This is a genomic window from Streptococcus sp. CF8_Ac1-9 (genome assembly GCF_024295565.1).
GTDB classification, from domain to species: domain Bacteria; phylum Bacillota; class Bacilli; order Lactobacillales; family Streptococcaceae; genus Streptococcus; species Streptococcus parasanguinis_X.
Genome location: NZ_JANCOY010000001.1, coordinates 558,510 through 577,805, shown reverse-complemented (window position 1 = coordinate 577,805; position 19,296 = coordinate 558,510). Strand labels below are relative to the sequence as shown.

The following is a 19,296-nucleotide window of genomic DNA, read 5'->3' as shown; positions in this document are numbered from 1 at the left end:
TCCAAGCTTTAAAAAGAGGAAGTAGTCAATGAAGAATGAAATGCTCGCTTTAATTCTTGCCGGTGGGCAAGGAACACGTCTTGGAAAATTAACCAAAAACATCGCGAAACCTGCGGTTCAATTTGGTGGGCGCTATCGGATTATCGATTTTGCTCTCTCAAACTGTGCCAACTCAGGAATTCACAATGTTGGTGTGATTACACAGTACCAACCACTTGCCCTTAACAGCCATATTGGGAATGGTTCCAGCTGGGGCTTGGATGGAATCAATACGGGTGTATCTATTCTCCAACCTTATTCAGCTAGTGAAGGAAATCGGTGGTTCGAAGGAACTAGTCATGCCATTCTCCAAAACATCGACTATATCGATAGCATCAATCCGGAATATGTCTTGATTCTATCTGGGGATCATATCTACAAGATGGATTACGATGACATGCTTCAAGCACACAAGGATAATAACGCAAGCTTGACTGTTGCCGTCCTAGATGTTCCTTTGAAGGAAGCAAGCCGTTTTGGAATCATGAATACAGATGCCAATAATCGGATTGTCGAATTTGAAGAAAAACCAGCTGAACCAAAATCAACTAAGGCTTCAATGGGGATTTACATCTTTGACTGGGCTCGTCTGCGCAATATGTTAGTTGCTGCTGAAAAGAGCGATATCGATATGTCAGACTTCGGTAAAAATGTCATTCCAACTTATCTAGAATCAGGCGAAAGTGTTTATGCTTATGAATTCAATGGCTATTGGAAAGACGTTGGTACAATTGAGTCTCTTTGGGAAGCCAATATGGAATATATCGATCCAAATAATGCCTTGGATAGTCGCGATCGTCACTGGAAAATCTATTCACGCAACCTCATTTCTCCACCAAACTTCTTTGGGGAACATGCTCACATCGAAGATTCTCTTGTCGTCGATGGTTGTTCGGTAGACGGTACAGTCAAACACTCCATCTTATCAACAGAAGCTCAAGTTCGTGAAGGAGCAGTTGTCGAAGATGCTGTCGTGATGAGCAATGCCATTATCGGTAAAGGAGCTGTTGTGAAACGCGCGATTATTGGAGAAGGCGCAGTCATTGCAGAAGGTGTCGTGATTGATGGAACAGAGGAAGTACAAGTTGTCGGTTACAATGAAAAAGTGGGGGTAGCAACAGATGAAGATTGATAAATATTCAGCCATTTTAGGAAATACAGTTGGGTATCATGATATGTCCACTTTGACCAGCCATCGTCCGGTAGCCTCCCTACCGTTTGATGGGAAATACCGCTTGATTGACTTCCCATTGTCTAGCCTTGCGAATGCTGGTATTCGTAGTGTTTTTGGGATTTTCCAACAAGAAAATATTAGTTCGGTCTTTGACCATATTCGTTCAGGTCGTGAGTGGGGCTTGTCTACTTTATTGAGCCACTATTACCTTGGAATCTATAATACTCCAGTTGAAAATACAACGGTAGGGCCAGAATACTACCAACAATTATTGACCTATTTGAAACGGTCTGGTTCCAACCAAACAGTTGCTTTAAACTGTGATGTTTTGATGAATATTGACCTCAATCAAGTTTTCCACTTGCATAATAGCGTTGACCGTCCGATTACAGTTGTTTACAAAAAGTTGCATCCTCAAAATATCTCTGAAGTGAATGCGATTCTACAGATTGATGAGACAGACCATGTTACGGAGCAAAAACTGTTTGACAGCAAGTCTCCTGATGAAGTCTACAACATGTCAACAGATGTCTTTATTGTGGATACTCCTTGGTTGATTGAAAAAATTGAAGAAGAAGCCAAGAAAGAATACCCACAAAAATTGCGCTATATCTTGCGTGATTTGGCGGTGGAATACAATGCTTTTGCTTTTGAATATACAGGTTACCTAGCCAATATTCATTCAGTTGAATCCTACTACCATGCAAACTTGGATATGTTGGAAAACCAAAAATTCATGAAGCTCTTTTCACCAAACCAAAAGGTGTATACGAAAGTGAAGAATGAAGAACCAACGTATTATTCCAAGACTTCACATATTAAAACGTCTCAATTTGCTTCGGGTAGTATTGTAGAAGGAACCGTTGAACGCTCCGTTGTTTCACGTCGGGTACACCTTCATGAAGGTTCAGAAGTCCGCAGTAGTCTTCTCTTCCCTGGTGTTGTGATTCATGAAAATGCAATCGTCGAATATGCCATCCTGGATAAGGGTGTCGAAGTCGCTGCTGGTGTGACGATTCGTGGGACAGAAGAAGCACCTGTCGTGGTTAAAAAAGGAACGATTGTTACAGAGGATATTGTCTAATGAAACTATTATTTGTTGCAGCTGAAGGAGCACCGTTTTCTAAAACAGGTGGTTTGGGAGACGTTATTGGCGCTCTTCCTAAATCCTTAGCGAAAAGTGGTCATGATGTGCGCGTGATCCTCCCTTACTATGATATGGTAGAGGCTAAGTTTGGAGATCAAATCGAAGATGTCTTGCATTTTGAGACCAAGGTTGGCTGGAGAAGTCAATATGTTGGTGTGAAACGCATTGTGCGCGATGGCGTCACCTTTTACTTTATTGATAACCAACATTATTTCTTTAGAGGTCATGTGTATGGTGACTTCGATGATGGCGAACGCTTTGCCTTCTTCCAGCTCGCGGCCTTAGAAACGATGGAACGGGTTGACTTCATTCCAGATGTTCTTCATGCCCATGATTACCATACAGCGATGATTCCTTTCTTGCTGAAGGAAAAATACCGTTGGATTCAAGCTTATCATGGAATTAAAACAGTATTGACTATCCATAATTTGGAATTCCAAGGTCAGTTCGACCCAGGAATGTTATGGGACCTATTCGGAGTTGGATTTGAACGCTATGCAGATGGAACTCTTCGGTGGAATGATTGCCTGAACTGGATGAAAGCCGGCATTCTATATGCTGACCGTGTGACAACTGTTTCTCCTAGCTATGCGCATGAGATTATGACTGCTGAATATGGTTGTGGCTTGGATCAGATCCTTCGGATGGAGTCTGGCAAGGTCACCGGAATTGTTAACGGGATTGATGCGGATCTGTATAACCCTGAAACGGATCCACTCTTGACGTATCACTTCAGTCTCTCAGATCTTTCGGGTAAAGCAGATAGCAAACGAGCTCTTCAAGAACGTGTCGGTCTACCTGTTCGCGATGATGTTCCTTTGTTTGGGATCGTCTCTCGTTTGACACGTCAAAAAGGCTTTGACGTGGTGGTAGAAGAGTTGCATCAACTCTTGCAAAAGGATATTCAGATTGTCTTGCTCGGTACAGGAGATCCTGGATTTGAAAATGCCTTTGCTTGGTTTGGTCAAGCCTACCCAGATAAACTTTCAGCGAATATCACATTTGATGTCCAATTGGCCCAAGAAATCTATGCAGCGTCGGATGTCTTCTTGATGCCAAGCCGTTTTGAACCGTGTGGTCTTTCTCAAATGATGGCCATGCGTTATGGAACCCTTCCTTTAGTGCATGAAGTCGGCGGACTTCGAGATACGGTCCAACCGTATAATGCTGTTGATGGAAGTGGAACAGGCTTTAGTTTCAATAATTTGTCTGGCTATTGGTTTAACTGGGCAGTTGATGAAGCCTTGGCTGTCTACTACAATGACAAACAGGCTTGGTATGGTCTCCAAGAGCAAGCTATGACGCGTGACTTCTCATGGGATACGGCTAGTCAACGATACAATGATTTGTACCAATCCTTATAAATAGATCTATAATACAAACGCCTTTCGAGGCGTTTTTTGTGTTGCTTTCTTCCTATAAAGAAAACGGTTTATTTTTTTGAGTTTTAGAGCTTGCTAAAATAGAAGAAAAAAGATAAGATAGGTAAAGGTAAAAAATCCCGGGAAGGTTCTTATTTCTGGAAAGGATCCCATCCTCTCTAAAAATAATCAGGTCCCTGCTCGAGGGTTAAATATTACTATATAGGAATTTTAGGATGAAAAAAGCGAAACAAACGTTTGAAAAAATGACCAAATATTCGATTCGGAAATTAACTGTCGGTGTTGGTCCGGTGGCCATTGGAGCCTTTTTATTAGGAGGAAGCTTGTTAGGAGCTCGTCCTGTCCAAGCTGATCAGATGACTCTACCTGCTCATGTTCACTTAGGATATGTGACAGAAGAAGAGCTGACTGCTGAAGAAAAAGCACAGGTGATTCATGCAATCCCTGAAGAGTATCAAAATGAAGATACTTTCTATCTCGTCTATAAGAAGAAGGAAGCAATTCAGTCGGTTCTTCCTCAAACAGGAAGTCAGGAAGTCGCCCTTTTTGGGCTAAGTCTAGCCACAGCTTCCTTTGCGGTCCTCTTACTCTCTAAAAAGCACCGGAAGAAGGTCATGGGCGTCCTTTTGATTGGAGCCATGGGACAAAGTCTTCTACTTCCAGTTGAAGTCGCAGCCCTACAAAATCAAGTTTTGCGCGCCTATAATCAGGATCTTGCGATCGCATCGAGCAAAGATCTTGCAAATGGCGTGATTCAAATTGACGGTTATGACTATATTGGTTATCTGCGCTACCCGTCAGTCCAAAAGACGAGCTTACGAGAGCCAAAGGCTATGCAGGAAACGAAACCTTCTGTAGAAGGAACGATCAAAACAAGTACAGGTATTCCACAAGTGGAAGCACAAGCTCGTGTGACCCCAGAAGTCTCTCCAGCCTTTCCTCAAGTTGAAAAACCAAGCCTGGAAGTCTCTACTGAGCCTGTGCCATTTGAAACTGTCAAACAAGCTGATCCTACATTACCTAAAGGGCAAACCAAGGTGCTGACTGCTGGTCAAAATGGGGAGCGGACCCTATTGACAGAAGTGAGTGTGGTAGATGGACAAGAAGTTCGCAGAGTCGTTGAAAGCAAGGTCACTAAAGAACCAGTTTCACAAATTCTTGCTGTTGGGACAAAAGAAGATGCCCAACCAACCCCTCAACCCAATCCTTCTCCAGTTGTAACGGCTAAGGGGACACAAGAAGAAGGTCATGTCGGTGAAGCTCCTGTTCAACCGGAGAAGCCAACCTATACAGGTGTGGTGGAAGATAAAGGAACACAGGAAGAAGGCCATATCGGCGAAGCTCCTGTTCAACCAGAGAACCCAGCCTATACAGGTGTGGTGGAAGCTAAGGGAACACAGGAAGAAGGCCATGTCGGCGAAGCTCCTGTTCAACCGGAGAACCCAACCTATACAGGTGTAGTAGAATCCAAGGGAACACAGGAAGAAGGCCATGTCGGCGAAGCCCCTGTTCAACCAGAGAACCCAGCCTATACAGGTGTGGTGGAAGCTAAAGGGACACAAGAAGAAGGCCATGTCGGCGAAGCCCCTATTCAACCGGAGAACCCAACCTATCAAGTAACGGAAGGGACGGTAACAGAGACAGAAACGGTAATCCTTCCATATGAAACAGAGTATGTAACGGACGCCAATCGTTACACCGATGAAGAAAGCCTCCTTCAGAAAGGCGAGGCTGGTAGCCAGGAGATTCGTCGAGTTTATAAGACGGTCAATGGTGAGAAGATTGGCGAGCCTCTCAGTACGACCACTGAAACGGTAAAAGCTCCTGTGACAGAAAAAATTAGTCGTGGGACTAAGGCGATTGAAGGCCAAACAGAGGATGTTTCGTTTGAAGAAATTCCATTTAAGACGGTAACCGAACAAGATGTTACCTTGCTAAAAGGAACCGAAAGGGTTTCTCAAGTCGGTAAAAATGGGAAGAAAAAAATCACCAAGGTCTATAAGACCATTAAAGGTGTCAAAACAACGGATGCTCCTACAATTTCTGAAGAAGTAGTAGAACAAGCCCAAGATCAGATCATTCAACAAGGGACCAAAGAACTTGATAAGCCTACCTTAACTTTGACCCAGGTCGATAAGGAAGAATTGAAGCGCAGTGCTAAAGCTACTTATCATTTGGATAAACCAGACGGTGTGACCATCAAGTCCATCCAGGCTGTATTGAAGAAGGGTGATCAAGTGGTGAAAACCCTGACCCTTTCAGAGACGGACTTGGCAGCTGCTTTAGCGGACTTGGACTACTACAAGGATTATACGCTCGCAACGACCATGGTGTATGACCGTGGAAATGGGGATGAAGAAGAAGTTCTCAAGGAAAAACCACTGAGAATTGATCTTAAAAAAGTTGAAATCAAAAACATCAAGGAAACCAGTCTGATTAGCGTGGATGACCAAGGTCTTGAGACCGATAGCAGCCTCTTGTCTGAAACACCATCAGATGTGAAGCCTTACTACTTAAAGGTCACTACCTATGATAATAAGGTTACAAAACTAGCCGTTGATAAAATTGAAGAAGTAACGGTAGATGGCGTGACCCTCTACAAAGTAACAGCCAAAGCTCCTGATCTCATTCAACGGACTGCGGACAACCAGTTTAGTGAGGACTATGTCCACTATATTGCAAAACCCAAAGCTCATGAAGGGGATGTCTACTACAATTTCAACGAACTTGTAAAAGCTATGCAAGCCAATCCGACTGGTACCTTTAAACTGGGTAGCAATATGAATGCGACTAATGTCCAGCCAGTAGGGAAATCCTATGTGACCAATGCCTTCAAGGGAATTTTGGAAAGTACGAATGGAAATAAATTTGCCATCCATAACATTACAAGACCATTATTTGGGAACATCGAAGGTGGCTCGGTTAAGAATCTCTTGCTTGAAAATGTCAATATTGACCTACCTGGGACAGATCGAGTAGCCCCAATAGCAGGTGTTATCAAAAATAATGCAACTGTCGAGAATGTTAAAGTAACAGGAAGTGTTGTTGGGAACAATGACGTAGCAGGGATCGTCAATAAAATTGATGGCAGTGGGAAAGTAAGTAATGTCGCCTTTATCGGGAAACTGCACGCTGCTGGGAACAAAGGTGGCTATCTAGCGGGTGTTGTTGGTGAGAACTGGAAGGGTGTCGTAGAAAAAGCTTACGTTGATGCTGAAATCACTGGGAATAAAGCCAAAGCTGCAGGTTTGGCTTATTCCTCTCAAAATGGTGGAAATAACCACACAGTAGGTAAAGAAGGGGTTCTCAGAAATTCAGTTGCTAAAGGTTCAATTGAACTGAAAGAAGCTGTTCAATCTGGTGGGTTACTGGGGACCAACTGGGCCTTGGGTGCTATTGAAGACAACATCACCATGATGAAAGTCAAAACTGGTGAGATGGTCTTCGGACACTCGGATATCGACGCAGATGATTATTTCACCTATTCAAGAACCAAGCGCAATTACAGTGTGGAAGGCGTGAGTGAAGGGAAGAAAACCTTTAACAACTCCCGTAAAATCCCTAGCATCTCGCTGGCAGAAGCTGAGCAGAAGATTGAAGCAATGGGAATCACTGCTGATAAATTCACCAGCAGGAAACCAATTGAAGATACGCTCAATCACCTTGTTAGCAAAGACGATCAATACAAGGCTATCACTGCTTACGATGCGACTCGTGAGCTAGCTTACCGCAATATTGCTAAATTGCAACCATTCTACAACAAAGAATGGATTGTCGACCAAGGGAATAAATTGGCTGCAACGAGTCCTCTCTTGACCAAGGAAGTCTTGTCTGTGACTGCTATGAAGGGCAATGATTTTGTTACTGAACTAGCTGATGCTGATCACATCCTGATCCATTATGCCGATAAGACAAAAGATATCTTTAGCATTTCACCGAAAGAGTCTAAAGTCAAACAAGTCAAAGAGTACAGTGTGGCGGAGCTCGGTGAAGTGGTCTATACGCCAAATATGGTGGACAAAGACCGGAGCGATCTCATTGGTGCGATCGTTGAAAAATTAAGCCCTGTCGAATTACAATCAGATCCAATCTACACACATCTTGGTCGAACAGGTCCTAACAAAGTCAATGCCATTAAGAACCTTTACCTTGAAGAAAGCTTCCAAGCAGTCAAGGATAATCTGACTCACTTTGTCAAACAACTAGTTGAAAACCAAGATCATCAATTAAATACAGATGAGGCTGCCAAACGGGCCCTTATCAAGAAAGTTGATGACAACAAGGCCGCTGTTCTTCTTGGTTTGTCATACCTCAATCGCTATTATGGAGTGAAGTTCGATGATGTCAATCTCAAACAGCTCATGTTGTTCAAGCCAGATTTCTATGGGAAGAATGTTGATGTCTTAGACCGCTTGATTGAAATTGGTTCAAAAGAAGACTACATCAAAGGGACTCGTACCCACGATGCCTTCCGAGAAGTCGTGGCTAAATCGACTCTTTCTGGGAACCTAAATGACTTCTTGAAGTACAATATGGAGCTCTTCACAAAAGAGACAGACTTGAATGATTGGTTCATTAAAGCAACCAAAGACAATGTCTATATTGTGGAGCCTGAGACGACCAATCCAGCTTTCGCATCTGCTAAGCATAGAGCCTATGAGGGCTTAAACAATGATGTTCACGGTAAAATGATCTTGCCACTCTTGAACTTAAAAGATGCCCATATGTTCTTGATTTCAACATACAATACCATGGCTTATAGTTCCTTCGAGAAATATGGTAAGAACACGGAAGCAGAGCGGAATGCCTTCAAAGCGGAAATTGACAAGGTGGCGAAAGGGCAACAAAATTATCTCGATTTCTGGTCACGTCTAGCAACGGATAAGGTTCGCAATCAACTCTTGAAGAGCAATAATATGGTGCCGACCCCTGTCCTTGATAACCAAAACTACAAGGGCATTAGTACAGACCGTTACGGCCATACCAACAGTGGCAAAGATGTCGCTCCAATCCGTGAATTGTATGGTCCAACCGATCGTTACCATGCGACAGATTGGCGCATGGGAGCTGTGGCGCGAATTTACGGAAACCCATATAAAGACGACTCTGTTTTCTTCATGGTGACCGATATGATCAGTGACTTTGGGGTCTCTGCCTTTACCCACGAAACAACGCACGTCAATGACCGCATGGTATACTTAGGTGGTTGGAGACACCGAGAAGGAACCGATATCGAAGCCTTTGCCCAAGGCATGTTACAAACGCCATCCGTATCCAATCCAAATGGGGAATACAAGGCCTTAGGTATCAACATGGCCTATGAACGTCCAAATGATGGGAACCAATGGTACAATACCAATCCAAATGATTTGAAGTCACGTGACGAAATTGATCGGTATATGAAAGGCTATAACGACACCCTCATGCTTCTGGATTACCTAGAAGGAGAAGCTGTCCTCAACAAAGGCAGTCAAGACTTGAACAATGCATGGTTCAAGAAGGTTGATAAACAATACCGAGGGGCTAACACCAAGAATCAATTTGATAAGGTACGTCCTTTGAGCGATGAGGAAAAAGCGATCACCTTACATTCAGTAGATGATCTCATCACCAACAACTTCATGACCAATCGTAGTCCTGGAAATGGAGTCTATAATCCATCTGACTTTGGCTCCGCCTATGTGACGGTACCGATGATGACAGGGATCTATGGTGGAAACACCAGTGAAGGGGCTCCTGGAGCCATGTCCTTCAAACACAATACCTTCAGACTCTGGGGTTACTATGGCTATGAAAAAGGCTTCTTAGGCTATGCTTCAAACAAGTATAAACAAGAATCCAAACAAGCAGGTCATGCGACTCTAGGGGATGATTACATCATTCAAAAGATTTCTGATGGGAAATTCAGTACCCTTGAAGACTGGAAGAAAGCCTACTTCAATGAAGTGGTAACCAGTGCCAAAAATGGACTTCAGGCTATTGAAGTGGATGGGACTACTTATAGCTCTTATGAGGACTTAAAACAAGCCTTTGCAACTGCGGTTGAAAAAGATCAGGCCAGTTTTAAGAATGGTTCTGTCAAATTTGACAATACCCTTGCCTTGAAAGAAAAAATCTTTAAGAAATTACTGCAACAAACAGACAGTTTCAAAACGTCTATCTTTAAATAATCGAATTCTCTCATCTGCTGAGCAGGTGAGAGTTTTTTAGAAGAAAAAATGAATAGAGGTGGACAAAGCGACTAAAAATTAAAAGAAATCAATCGTAGATAGGAAAAATTATCATATTAAAAAAATAACGTAATTTCACTAAAACGCTTACTTTTATAGGAAATATTTGACTATTATATCTTTTAGGAGTAAACTAAGGAAGTAAAATTTATAAAAGGAGAATTCATCATGAATTTAACATTTTTAGGTCTTTGTTTAGCCTGTTTTGGTGTATCACTGGCAGAAGGTTTGATGATGAGTAGCTTATTGAAATCTGCGTCTCGTCAACCAGAAATTATCGGTCAATTGCGTAGCCTCTTGATTCTTGGTGTTGCCTTTGTCGAAGGTACTTTCTTCGTAACCTTGGTTATGGCCTTTATTATCAAATAGACGCTTCTATTTTAGAAAAGGAGGTGTCAAACCTTGGAAGAAAGTATCAATCCAACGATTACTCTTGGACCTGTATCTTTTAATTTGACCCTACTTGCTATGACCCTGATTTCTGTTTTCGCCGTTTTTGGCTTCATTTATTGGGCCAGTCGAAAAATGTCGATCCGACCAAAAGGCAAACAAAATGTGCTGGAATACGCATATGACTTTGTCGTAGGCTTTACAAAAGGAAATATTGGGGAACATTACATAAAGGACTATTCCTTGTTCTTGTTTGTTCTTTTCCTCTTTCTTTTAGTAGCCAATAACATTGGATTGATGGCTAAAATCGAAACGACCAATGGTTACAATTTGTGGACATCACCAACCGCTAACCTGGGTTATGACTTTGCCTTTTCATTTTTGATCACCTTAATCGCCCATGTAGAAGGAATTCGCAGACGTGGTGTGAAGGAATATTTAAAGGCTTTTGTGACACCCGGATTTATGACCCCCATGAATATTTTGGAAGAATTCACGAATTTTGCCTCCTTGGCCCTTCGGATCTTCGGAAATATCTTTGCGGGTGAGGTACTAGCAAGCTTGCTTGTGACTTTGTCGCATCAAGCTGTTTATTGGTATCCATTTGCCTTTATTGGAAGCATGGCGTGGACAGCGTTTTCGATTTTCATTTCATGTATCCAAGCCTATGTGTTTACCATGTTGTCATCAATTTATATTGGTAAGAAAATTAATGGCGAAGAGTAAGTAGAGGAGGAGTAGAAGAATGCATGTATCAATGAGTGAAATTATTGGTAACTTTATTCTCATTGCTGGTTCCTTCCTATTATTAATCTTTTTAATAAAGAAATTTGCATGGAACAATATCAATGGAATTTTAGAAGCGCGTGCCAAAAAGATTACAGATGATATTGATGGAGCAGAATCAGCTCGTCAAAAAGCTGAGGAACTAGCAAGTAAACGTGAAGAAGAGTTGGCAGGTAGCCGCAAAGAAGCTGCGTCTATCGTCGAAAATGCAAAGGAAACTGCAGAAAAGAATAAATCTCAGATCCTTTCAGAAGCCACTCAAGAAGCAGTACGTTTGAAAGAAAAAGCGCAACAAGAAATTGCGCATAACAAAGAAGAAGCATTGAACAGTATCAAAGGTGATGTGGCAGATCTCACTGTCAATCTTGCCAGCAAATTGTTGAGCCAACAGCTGGATGCTGAAGGTCAACGCCAACTGATCGATCGCTATCTTGATGAATTAGGAGAAGCCTAATGGACAAAAAGCAACTGATGGTGATTGAGAAATATACCCAGCCTTTTGTTCAATTGGTCTTTGAAAAAGGAGAACAAGACCTAGTCTTTGAAAAATTGACTCAAATCAAGGGTATTTTTGAAGAGACTGGACTTGCTAACTTCTTAGCTCATATCGGTGTAGAGGATGAAGAGAAAGCAAAAAGTCTCAGACTTTTTCAACCCTCGGATTCACAATTACTCGACCATTTGATTGAAGTGGTTATTCTCAATCATCGTGAAGCCTTATTTTATGACATTGTAACGATTTGTTTGGATCAGATTCAACTGTTGAGCAACGCTTTTGTCGTCACTGTTACGACGGTTGCTGGTTTGGATCCTGTTCAAGAGCAAAAGCTAATCCCCATTATCGAAAGAAAATTTGGGATTCAAGTTCGCTCGATCCAACAAAAGATCGATCCAGATTTAATTGGTGGCTTTGTCGTGACAGCCAATCATAAAACGTTGGATACCAGTCTCAAACACCAATTGCAAGTTATAAAATCTAAATTGAAATAGAAAGTGGTGTGAATTTTGGCGATTAACGCACAAGAAATCAGCGCTTTAATTAAGCAACAAATTGAAAATTTCAAGCCAAACTTTGACGTCACTGAGACAGGTGTTGTAACCTACATTGGTGACGGGATTGCCCGTGCTCATGGTCTTGAAAATGCCATGAGTGGTGAGTTGTTGATCTTTGAAAATGGCTCATACGGGATGGCCCAAAACTTAGAGACAACGGATGTCGGTATCATCATCTTGGGTGATTTCACGGATATTCGTGAAGGAGACTCTGTCCGTCGTACAGGTAAAATCATGGAAGTCCCTGCAGGGGATGCCTTGATTGGTCGGGTTGTCAACCCACTTGGCCAACCAGTAGATGGTTTGGGTGAGATTGTAACAGATAAATTCCGTCCAGTTGAAACACCAGCTCCTGGTGTTATGCAACGGAAATCTGTCTCAGAACCCCTACAAACTGGTTTGAAAGCCATTGATGCCCTCGTTCCAATCGGACGTGGCCAACGGGAATTGATTATCGGGGACCGTCAAACAGGGAAAACTTCGATTGCCATCGATACCATCTTGAACCAAAAGGGTCAAGACATGATCTGTATCTATGTGGCGATTGGTCAAAAAGAATCAACAGTTCGTACGCAAGTAGAAACTCTTCGTAAATACGGAGCCATGGATTATACGATTGTGGTAACCGCTTCGGCTTCCCAACCGTCTCCATTGCTCTACTTGGCACCTTATGCCGGGGTTGCCATGGCAGAAGAGTTCATGTATAACGGTAAACACGTTTTGATCGTCTATGATGATTTGTCAAAACAAGCCGTAGCCTACCGTGAATTGTCCCTTCTTCTTCGTCGTCCACCAGGACGTGAAGCCTTCCCAGGGGATGTCTTCTATCTCCACAGCCGTTTGTTGGAACGTTCAGCTAAAGTTTCAGATGAATTGGGTGGTGGCTCTATTACAGCTCTTCCAATCATTGAAACCCAAGCAGGAGATATTTCTGCTTATATCGCAACCAACGTGATTTCGATCACAGATGGACAAATCTTCTTGCAAGATAGTTTGTTCAATGCTGGTATTCGTCCGGCCATTGATGCAGGTTCTTCTGTATCCCGTGTAGGGGGAGCTGCCCAAATCAAGGCTATGAAGAAAGTTGCGGGTACTCTTCGTATCGACCTCGCTTCATACCGTGAATTGGAAGCCTTCACGAAATTTGGTAGTGACTTGGATGCTGCGACTCAAGCGAAATTGAACCGTGGTCGCCGAACAGTTGAAGTCTTGAAACAACCTGTTCATGAACCATTGACAGTTGAAAAACAAGTCGTGATCTTGTATGCCTTGACTCATGGTTTCTTAGATAGTGTTCCAGTAGACGATATTCTTCGTTTCCAAGAAGAGTTGTTTGATTACTTTGAAGCACATTATAACCAAATCTTTGAGACGATTCGTTCGACACATGATCTTCCAGCAGAAGAAGAACTGGATGCAGCCCTTACAGAATTTGTCAACCAGTCAAATTTCAAATAGAAATAGGAGTGGAAGATGGCAGTTTCATTAAATGATATAAAAAATAAAATTGCATCCACTAAAAATACCAGTCAAATTACCAATGCTATGCAGATGGTGTCTGCTGCTAAACTCGGGAAATCTGAGCAAGCAGCCAAGGATTTTCAGGTTTATGCCGCTAAGGTACGTAAGTTACTAACAGACTTGCTCCATGGACATGAAACAGAAAATGCCAAATCCCATCCTATGTTGGTGAGTCGGCCGGTAAATAAGACAGCTTATATCGTGATTACATCTGATCGTGGTTTGGTCGGAGGCTACAATGCCTCCATCCTTAAAACCATGATGGAAATGAAGGCAGAATACCATCCAACTGGAGATGACTTTGAAGTGATCTGTATTGGAAGTGTCGGTGCGGATTTCTTCCGTGCCCGTGGGATTCAGCCGGTTTATGAATTGCGTGGTTTGCCTGATCAACCTAGCTTTAAGGAAGTTCGTACGATCATTTCGAAAACAGTCCAAATGTATCAGGAAGGCTTGTTTGATGAGTTGTACGTCTGTTACAACCATCACGTCAACAGTTTGACTAGTCAAATGCGGGTAGAACAGATGCTTCCGATTATTGATTTGGACCCCAATGAAGCAGATGAGGATTATGTATTGAATCTAGAATTGGAATCTAGTCGAGATGCCATTTTGGATCAATTGCTCCCTCAATTTGCTGAAAGCATGATCTATGGTGCCATTATTGATGCTAAAACAGCTGAAAATGCTGCGGGGATGATGGCCATGCAAACTGCAACAGACAATGCCAAGAAAGTCATTGATGAATTAACGATTCAATACAACCGTGCTCGTCAAGCAGCGATTACACAAGAAATTACCGAAATCGTTGCAGGTGCTAGCGCCCTTGAATAGTTGTCGGATACAATTTTTTATACAAAAACGGATGCTCGAAAGAGAACTTTTGAGCAGTAGAAATTACTTAGAATAGGAGAATGACATGAGTTTAGGCAAAATTTCTCAGGTCGTAGGTCCCGTCGTAGACGTTGCCTTTTCCGTTGGAGATAAACTTCCTGAGATCAATAATGCGCTTGTAGTCTATAAAAATGACCAACAAAAATCAAAAGTCGTTCTTGAAGTAGCTTTGGAACTTGGTGATGGGGTCGTACGGACCATCGCCATGGAATCAACTGATGGTTTAACACGTGGAATGGAAGTCTTGGACACAGGTCGTCCAATCTCTGTTCCAGTCGGAAAAGAAACCTTGGGACGTGTCTTCAATGTTCTTGGAGATACCATTGACTTGGATCAACCTTTTCCTGAGGATGCTCCTCGTGACTCCATCCACAAAAAAGCTCCATCCTTTGACGAGCTCTCTACTTCAGAAGAAATTCTTGAAACAGGGATCAAGGTTATTGACCTCTTAGCCCCTTATTTGAAAGGTGGGAAGGTCGGACTCTTCGGCGGTGCCGGAGTTGGGAAGACCGTCTTGATTCAAGAATTAATCCATAATATTGCCCAAGAACACGGTGGGATTTCTGTATTTACCGGTGTTGGGGAACGGACACGTGAAGGGAATGACCTTTACTGGGAAATGAAAGAATCTGGCGTTATTGAAAAAACAGCCATGGTCTTTGGACAAATGAATGAGCCACCTGGAGCACGGATGCGTGTTGCTTTGACTGGTTTGACCATTGCGGAATACTTCCGTGATGTCGAAGGTCAGGACGTTCTCTTGTTTATCGACAATATCTTCCGTTTCACCCAAGCCGGATCTGAAGTATCAGCCCTTTTGGGACGGATGCCATCAGCCGTTGGTTACCAACCTACTTTGGCAACTGAAATGGGGCAATTGCAAGAACGGATTACGTCAACGAAGAAAGGTTCTGTTACATCCATCCAAGCCATCTATGTGCCAGCCGATGACTATACAGACCCAGCGCCAGCAACCGCCTTTGCCCACTTGGATTCAACCACCAACTTGGAACGTAAGTTGGTACAATTGGGGATCTACCCTGCGGTGGACCCATTGGCATCAAGCTCACGTGCCCTTTCTCCAGAAATCGTAGGAGAAGAACACTATGCAGTCGCTTCTGAAGTCAAACGCGTCCTTCAACGTTACCATGAATTGCAAGATATCATTGCTATCTTGGGGATGGATGAATTGTCTGACGAAGAAAAGACCTTGGTTGCTCGTGCTCGCCGGATCCAATTCTTCTTGTCACAAAACTTCAACGTTGCAGAACAATTTACAGGTCAACCTGGATCTTATGTACCAGTTGGAGAAACTGTTCGTGGCTTTAAAGAAATTTTGGACGGGAAATATGACCATCTTCCTGAAGATGCCTTCCGTGGTGTTGGATCGATCGAAGATGTGATTGCCAAAGCTGAAAAAATGGGATTCTAAGAAGAGGTGAAAGATGAGTCAAATGAACGTCCAAATCGTTACACCGGATGGACTGGTTTATGATCATCATGCCGCATTTGTATCTGTCAAGACAATTGATGGTGAATTAGGGATTTTACCTCATCATATCAATACCATTGCGGTTTTGGCTGTAGACCAAGTAAAGGTTCGTCGTGTCGACGATGACAAACATATTGATTGGATTGCAGTCAATGGGGGGATTATCGAAGTAGCTGATAATGTCATTACCATTGTTGCCGATTCTGCCGAACGTGCTCGAGATATCGACATTAGTCGTGCAGAACGTGCCAAACTGCGAGCTGAAAAAGCGATTGAAGAAGCCAAAGATCAGCATTCGGTTGATATGGAACGTCGTGCTAAAATTGCTCTTCAACGCGCCATTAACCGGATTAATGTCGGAAATCGTTTATAAGATATTCAAAATAAGGTGGAGGTATGTCCTCACCTTATTTTTGTTGGGAGAGAATCAAAAGAAGAAAGTAAGGACCAAATATGGTATAATAGCTGTATGATTCAAATGATTTTTAATCTTTCAAGCCATCTATTGTTTATCTTTTTTGCCTATTACCTATTGATGAACCTGGTTCAATGGGAAAAGTTTTTAAAAGTAAGTGCTGAAAATGCAGTTAAAATCCGTTTTTTGATCTTGATGATCAGTGTCGGAATAGGCTATCTAGCGAGCTCATTTTTTATAAGTATCTATGAGATGAGTCGGCAGATTTTTATTGGCCAATTCTAGCCACATTTTATAAAAAATATGGTATGATAGAAAGCGTGACTTTAAGAAATTGGAGAACAATCCCGTATGGAAAAAATAATCGTTAATGGTGGTCATAATCGACTGGTTGGAACCGTCAAAATCGAAGGAGCAAAAAATGCTGTCCTTCCTCTTCTTGCTGCAACAGTTCTAGCAAGCGAGGGCGTGACAACCTTGAAAAATGTACCTGTTTTATCAGATGTCTTTACAATGAACAATGTTGTTCGTGGGTTGAATGCACAAGTAACCTTCAATGAAGAAGACAATACGGTTGTCGTAGATGCGCAAGCAAAATTATCAGAGGAAGCACCTTATAAGTATGTGAGCAAGATGCGGGCTTCTATCGTTGTCCTAGGTCCTGTCTTGGCACGCAATGGCCATGCCAAAGTTTCCATGCCTGGAGGCTGTACGATCGGTAGTCGTCCGATTGACCTCCACTTGAAAGGTCTGGAAGCTATGGGAGCTGAAATTACCCAAACAGCCGGCTATATTGAAGCAAAAGCAGATCGTCTCAAGGGAGCACACATCTATATGGACTTCCCATCAGTAGGGGCGACACAAAATATTATGATGGCGGCAACCTTGGCAGATGGAGTTACTGTGATTGAAAATGCAGCTCGAGAACCTGAAATTGTTGACCTAGCTCTCTTGCTGAATAAAATGGGGGCTAACGTCAAGGGTGCAGGAACTGAGACCTTGACCATTGTTGGTGTGGAGAGCTTGCACGGTGCAAACCACAATGTTGTGCAAGACCGCATCGAGGCTGGAACCTTTATGATTGGGGCAGCCATGACTGGTGGAGACGTCTTAATCGAAGATGCCATTTGGGAACACAACCGTCCGCTTCTATCTAAGATGCAGGAGATGGGTGTGACGGTAACCGAAGAAGAAAATGGAATTCGGATTCAGTCGGATATCAGTAAGCTCCGTCCAGTGACCGTTAAAACCCTTCCGTATCCAGGATTCCCAACCGATATGCAGGCTCAATTCACAGCCTTGATGGCCATGGCTAAAGGTGAGTCTACCATGATTGAAACGGTTTTTGAGAATCGCTTCCAGCATTTGGAAGAAATGCGTCGGATGGGCGTTCACTCGGATATTATGCGGGATACAGCTCGTATCGTTGGAGGGGAAAGCTTCCAAGGTGCAGAGGTTATGTCGACCGATTTACGAGCAAGTGCAACCTTGGTCTTGATGGGCTTGGTAGCAGAAGGAGAAACGAAAGTCAGCAAATTAAGTCACTTAGATCGTGGTTATTATCAATTCCATGAGAAATTGGTGGCACTAGGTGCAGACGTGAAACGTGTAGAGGAAGAAGACGATGAAAACTAATCTTCGCTATGTTGGAAAACAGCTAGGAATTGTCCTCCTGTTGGCTGTGATTGGAATCATCATTTTTGCAGTTGGTTTGGTCATTGGCTATGGAGTGATTGGAGATGGAAAAAATCCATGGTCCATTCTCTCTCCGGATACTTGGTCAGAGATCATTGGAAAGCTAACAGGCAAATAAGCTTTTAACTAAAATTGAGTAAAAAGGAGAGCAGCGAATCGAGTCAATGACCCATCTAGCGCTGCTCTTTTTTGGAGAGAGATATGGCAAAACAAACAGTAAGCAAACGAACCAAACAAACCCTAGCAGGTTTTGTGGTGGCAACGGCCCTAGCTATTGGGGGCTATTATTTTAATCAACCGGCGGTAAAAGAAGCGACGGATCAGGTTGTTTCGGTGGTAACTAGTAGCCAGCAAGAAACACCTAGTAAAGAGTTAGCTAGCTCTGTACTAACGAAATCTGCCCGTTCACAATTGGGGAATGACTTGGAATGGAATGGTGCTGGAGCCTTTGTAGTTAAGGGGAATCGCACAGATCTGGATGCTAGTGTGGCCAGTCAACCCTATGCCGATAACAAGACAAAAGAAGTGAATGGAAAGACCGTACCGACGGTTGCGAACGCTATTATGACCAAGGCGACTCGCCAGTACAGAGATCGAGATGCAACAGGTAGTGGCCTAACCGATTGGAAACCAGCAGGTTGGCATCAGGTCCATAATCTGTCCGGTGAGTATGACCATGCTGTGGATCGGGGCCATCTATTGGGCTACGCCTTGATCGGTAATCTCAAAGGTTTTGATGCTTCGACTAGCAATCCCAAAAATATCGCTGTGCAAACGGCGTGGTCCAATCAAGCCAATGATCCTCATTCCACTGGTCAAAACTACTACGAGACCCTGTTACGAAAAGCATTGGATAAGAACAAACGGATCCGCTATCGAGTAACCTTGATCTATAACCAGCCAGAAGATTTGATTCCATTAGGTTCTCAGATCGAAGCCAAATCGAGTGATGGGACGCTTGAATTCAATGTTTTTGTTCCTAATGTTCAAAGTGGGATTAGCCTGGATTACCAGACAGGAAAAGTAACCGTCCATCAATAAGCTGGAAAGCGCAGTTATTTAAGTTATTTTTAAGAAT

At 42.9% G+C, this 19,296-nt stretch carries 16 protein-coding genes; all 16 read left to right on the top strand.

Annotated elements, in window-relative coordinates:
* The first annotated feature begins 28 nt into the window (after positions 1–28).
* The 16 genes from NML76_RS02880 (at position 29) to NML76_RS02805 (ending at position 19,259) form a co-directional block, all read left to right on the top strand.
* Positions 29–1,171, top strand: coding sequence for a glucose-1-phosphate adenylyltransferase (locus NML76_RS02880; protein ID WP_049523676.1), 1,143 nt, complete (start codon positions 29–31; stop codon positions 1,169–1,171).
* Positions 1,161–2,297, top strand: coding sequence for a glucose-1-phosphate adenylyltransferase subunit GlgD (gene glgD, locus NML76_RS02875; protein WP_254732618.1), 1,137 nt, complete (start codon positions 1,161–1,163; stop codon positions 2,295–2,297). The genes NML76_RS02880 and glgD overlap by 11 nt, the downstream gene beginning before the upstream one ends.
* Positions 2,297–3,724, top strand: coding sequence for a glycogen synthase GlgA (glgA, locus tag NML76_RS02870; protein ID WP_254732616.1), 1,428 nt, complete (start codon positions 2,297–2,299; stop codon positions 3,722–3,724). Before glgD ends, glgA begins: the two co-directional genes overlap by 1 nt.
* 233 nt (positions 3,725–3,957) lie before the next feature.
* Positions 3,958–9,912, top strand: a complete 5,955-nt coding sequence (locus NML76_RS02865; protein ID WP_254732614.1) for a ZmpA/ZmpB/ZmpC family metallo-endopeptidase — start codon at positions 3,958–3,960, stop codon at positions 9,910–9,912.
* A 228-nt stretch (positions 9,913–10,140) separates the two neighbouring features.
* Entirely contained in the window at positions 10,141–10,341 is a 201-nt protein-coding gene (locus tag NML76_RS02860; RefSeq protein ID WP_003006433.1) for a F0F1 ATP synthase subunit C, read from the top strand.
* A gap of 33 nt (positions 10,342–10,374) precedes the next feature.
* Complete coding sequence (gene atpB / locus NML76_RS02855; RefSeq protein ID WP_023917700.1) at positions 10,375–11,088, top strand: F0F1 ATP synthase subunit A; 714 nt, start codon at positions 10,375–10,377, stop codon at positions 11,086–11,088.
* 19 nt (positions 11,089–11,107) lie between these two features.
* Entirely contained in the window at positions 11,108–11,602 is a 495-nt protein-coding gene (atpF, locus tag NML76_RS02850; protein WP_004219970.1) for a F0F1 ATP synthase subunit B, read from the top strand.
* Positions 11,602–12,138 carry a F0F1 ATP synthase subunit delta gene (locus NML76_RS02845; protein ID WP_024055549.1) on the top strand — a complete coding sequence of 179 codons (537 nt, stop codon included), beginning with the start codon at positions 11,602–11,604 and terminating at the stop codon, positions 12,136–12,138. The genes atpF and NML76_RS02845 overlap by 1 nt, the downstream gene beginning before the upstream one ends.
* Before the next feature lie 15 nt (positions 12,139–12,153).
* Positions 12,154–13,659: a F0F1 ATP synthase subunit alpha gene (gene atpA / locus NML76_RS02840; protein WP_003006447.1), complete on the top strand. Its 1,506-nt coding sequence runs from the start codon at positions 12,154–12,156 to the stop codon at positions 13,657–13,659.
* A 15-nt stretch (positions 13,660–13,674) separates the two neighbouring features.
* Complete coding sequence (locus tag NML76_RS02835; protein ID WP_201036914.1) at positions 13,675–14,556, top strand: F0F1 ATP synthase subunit gamma; 882 nt, start codon at positions 13,675–13,677, stop codon at positions 14,554–14,556.
* A gap of 85 nt (positions 14,557–14,641) precedes the next feature.
* Entirely contained in the window at positions 14,642–16,048 is a 1,407-nt protein-coding gene (gene atpD, locus NML76_RS02830) for a F0F1 ATP synthase subunit beta (protein ID WP_003011794.1), read from the top strand.
* A 13-nt stretch (positions 16,049–16,061) separates the two neighbouring features.
* Positions 16,062–16,481, top strand: a complete 420-nt coding sequence (locus tag NML76_RS02825) for a F0F1 ATP synthase subunit epsilon (RefSeq protein WP_003002471.1) — start codon at positions 16,062–16,064, stop codon at positions 16,479–16,481.
* Positions 16,482–16,577: 96 nt separating this feature from the next.
* On the top strand, positions 16,578–16,808 hold the full coding sequence (locus NML76_RS02820; protein ID WP_049474822.1) for a DUF1146 family protein: 231 nt from the start codon (positions 16,578–16,580) through the stop codon (positions 16,806–16,808).
* 66 nt (positions 16,809–16,874) lie between these two features.
* Positions 16,875–18,158, top strand: a complete 1,284-nt coding sequence (murA, locus tag NML76_RS02815; protein WP_049474821.1) for a UDP-N-acetylglucosamine 1-carboxyvinyltransferase — start codon at positions 16,875–16,877, stop codon at positions 18,156–18,158.
* Positions 18,148–18,336, top strand: a complete 189-nt coding sequence (locus tag NML76_RS02810; RefSeq protein ID WP_003006464.1) for a DNA-directed RNA polymerase subunit beta — start codon at positions 18,148–18,150, stop codon at positions 18,334–18,336. Before murA ends, NML76_RS02810 begins: the two co-directional genes overlap by 11 nt.
* A gap of 83 nt (positions 18,337–18,419) precedes the next feature.
* Entirely contained in the window at positions 18,420–19,259 is an 840-nt protein-coding gene (locus NML76_RS02805; RefSeq protein WP_023917705.1) for a DNA/RNA non-specific endonuclease, read from the top strand.
* Positions 19,260–19,296 lie beyond the last annotated feature (37 nt).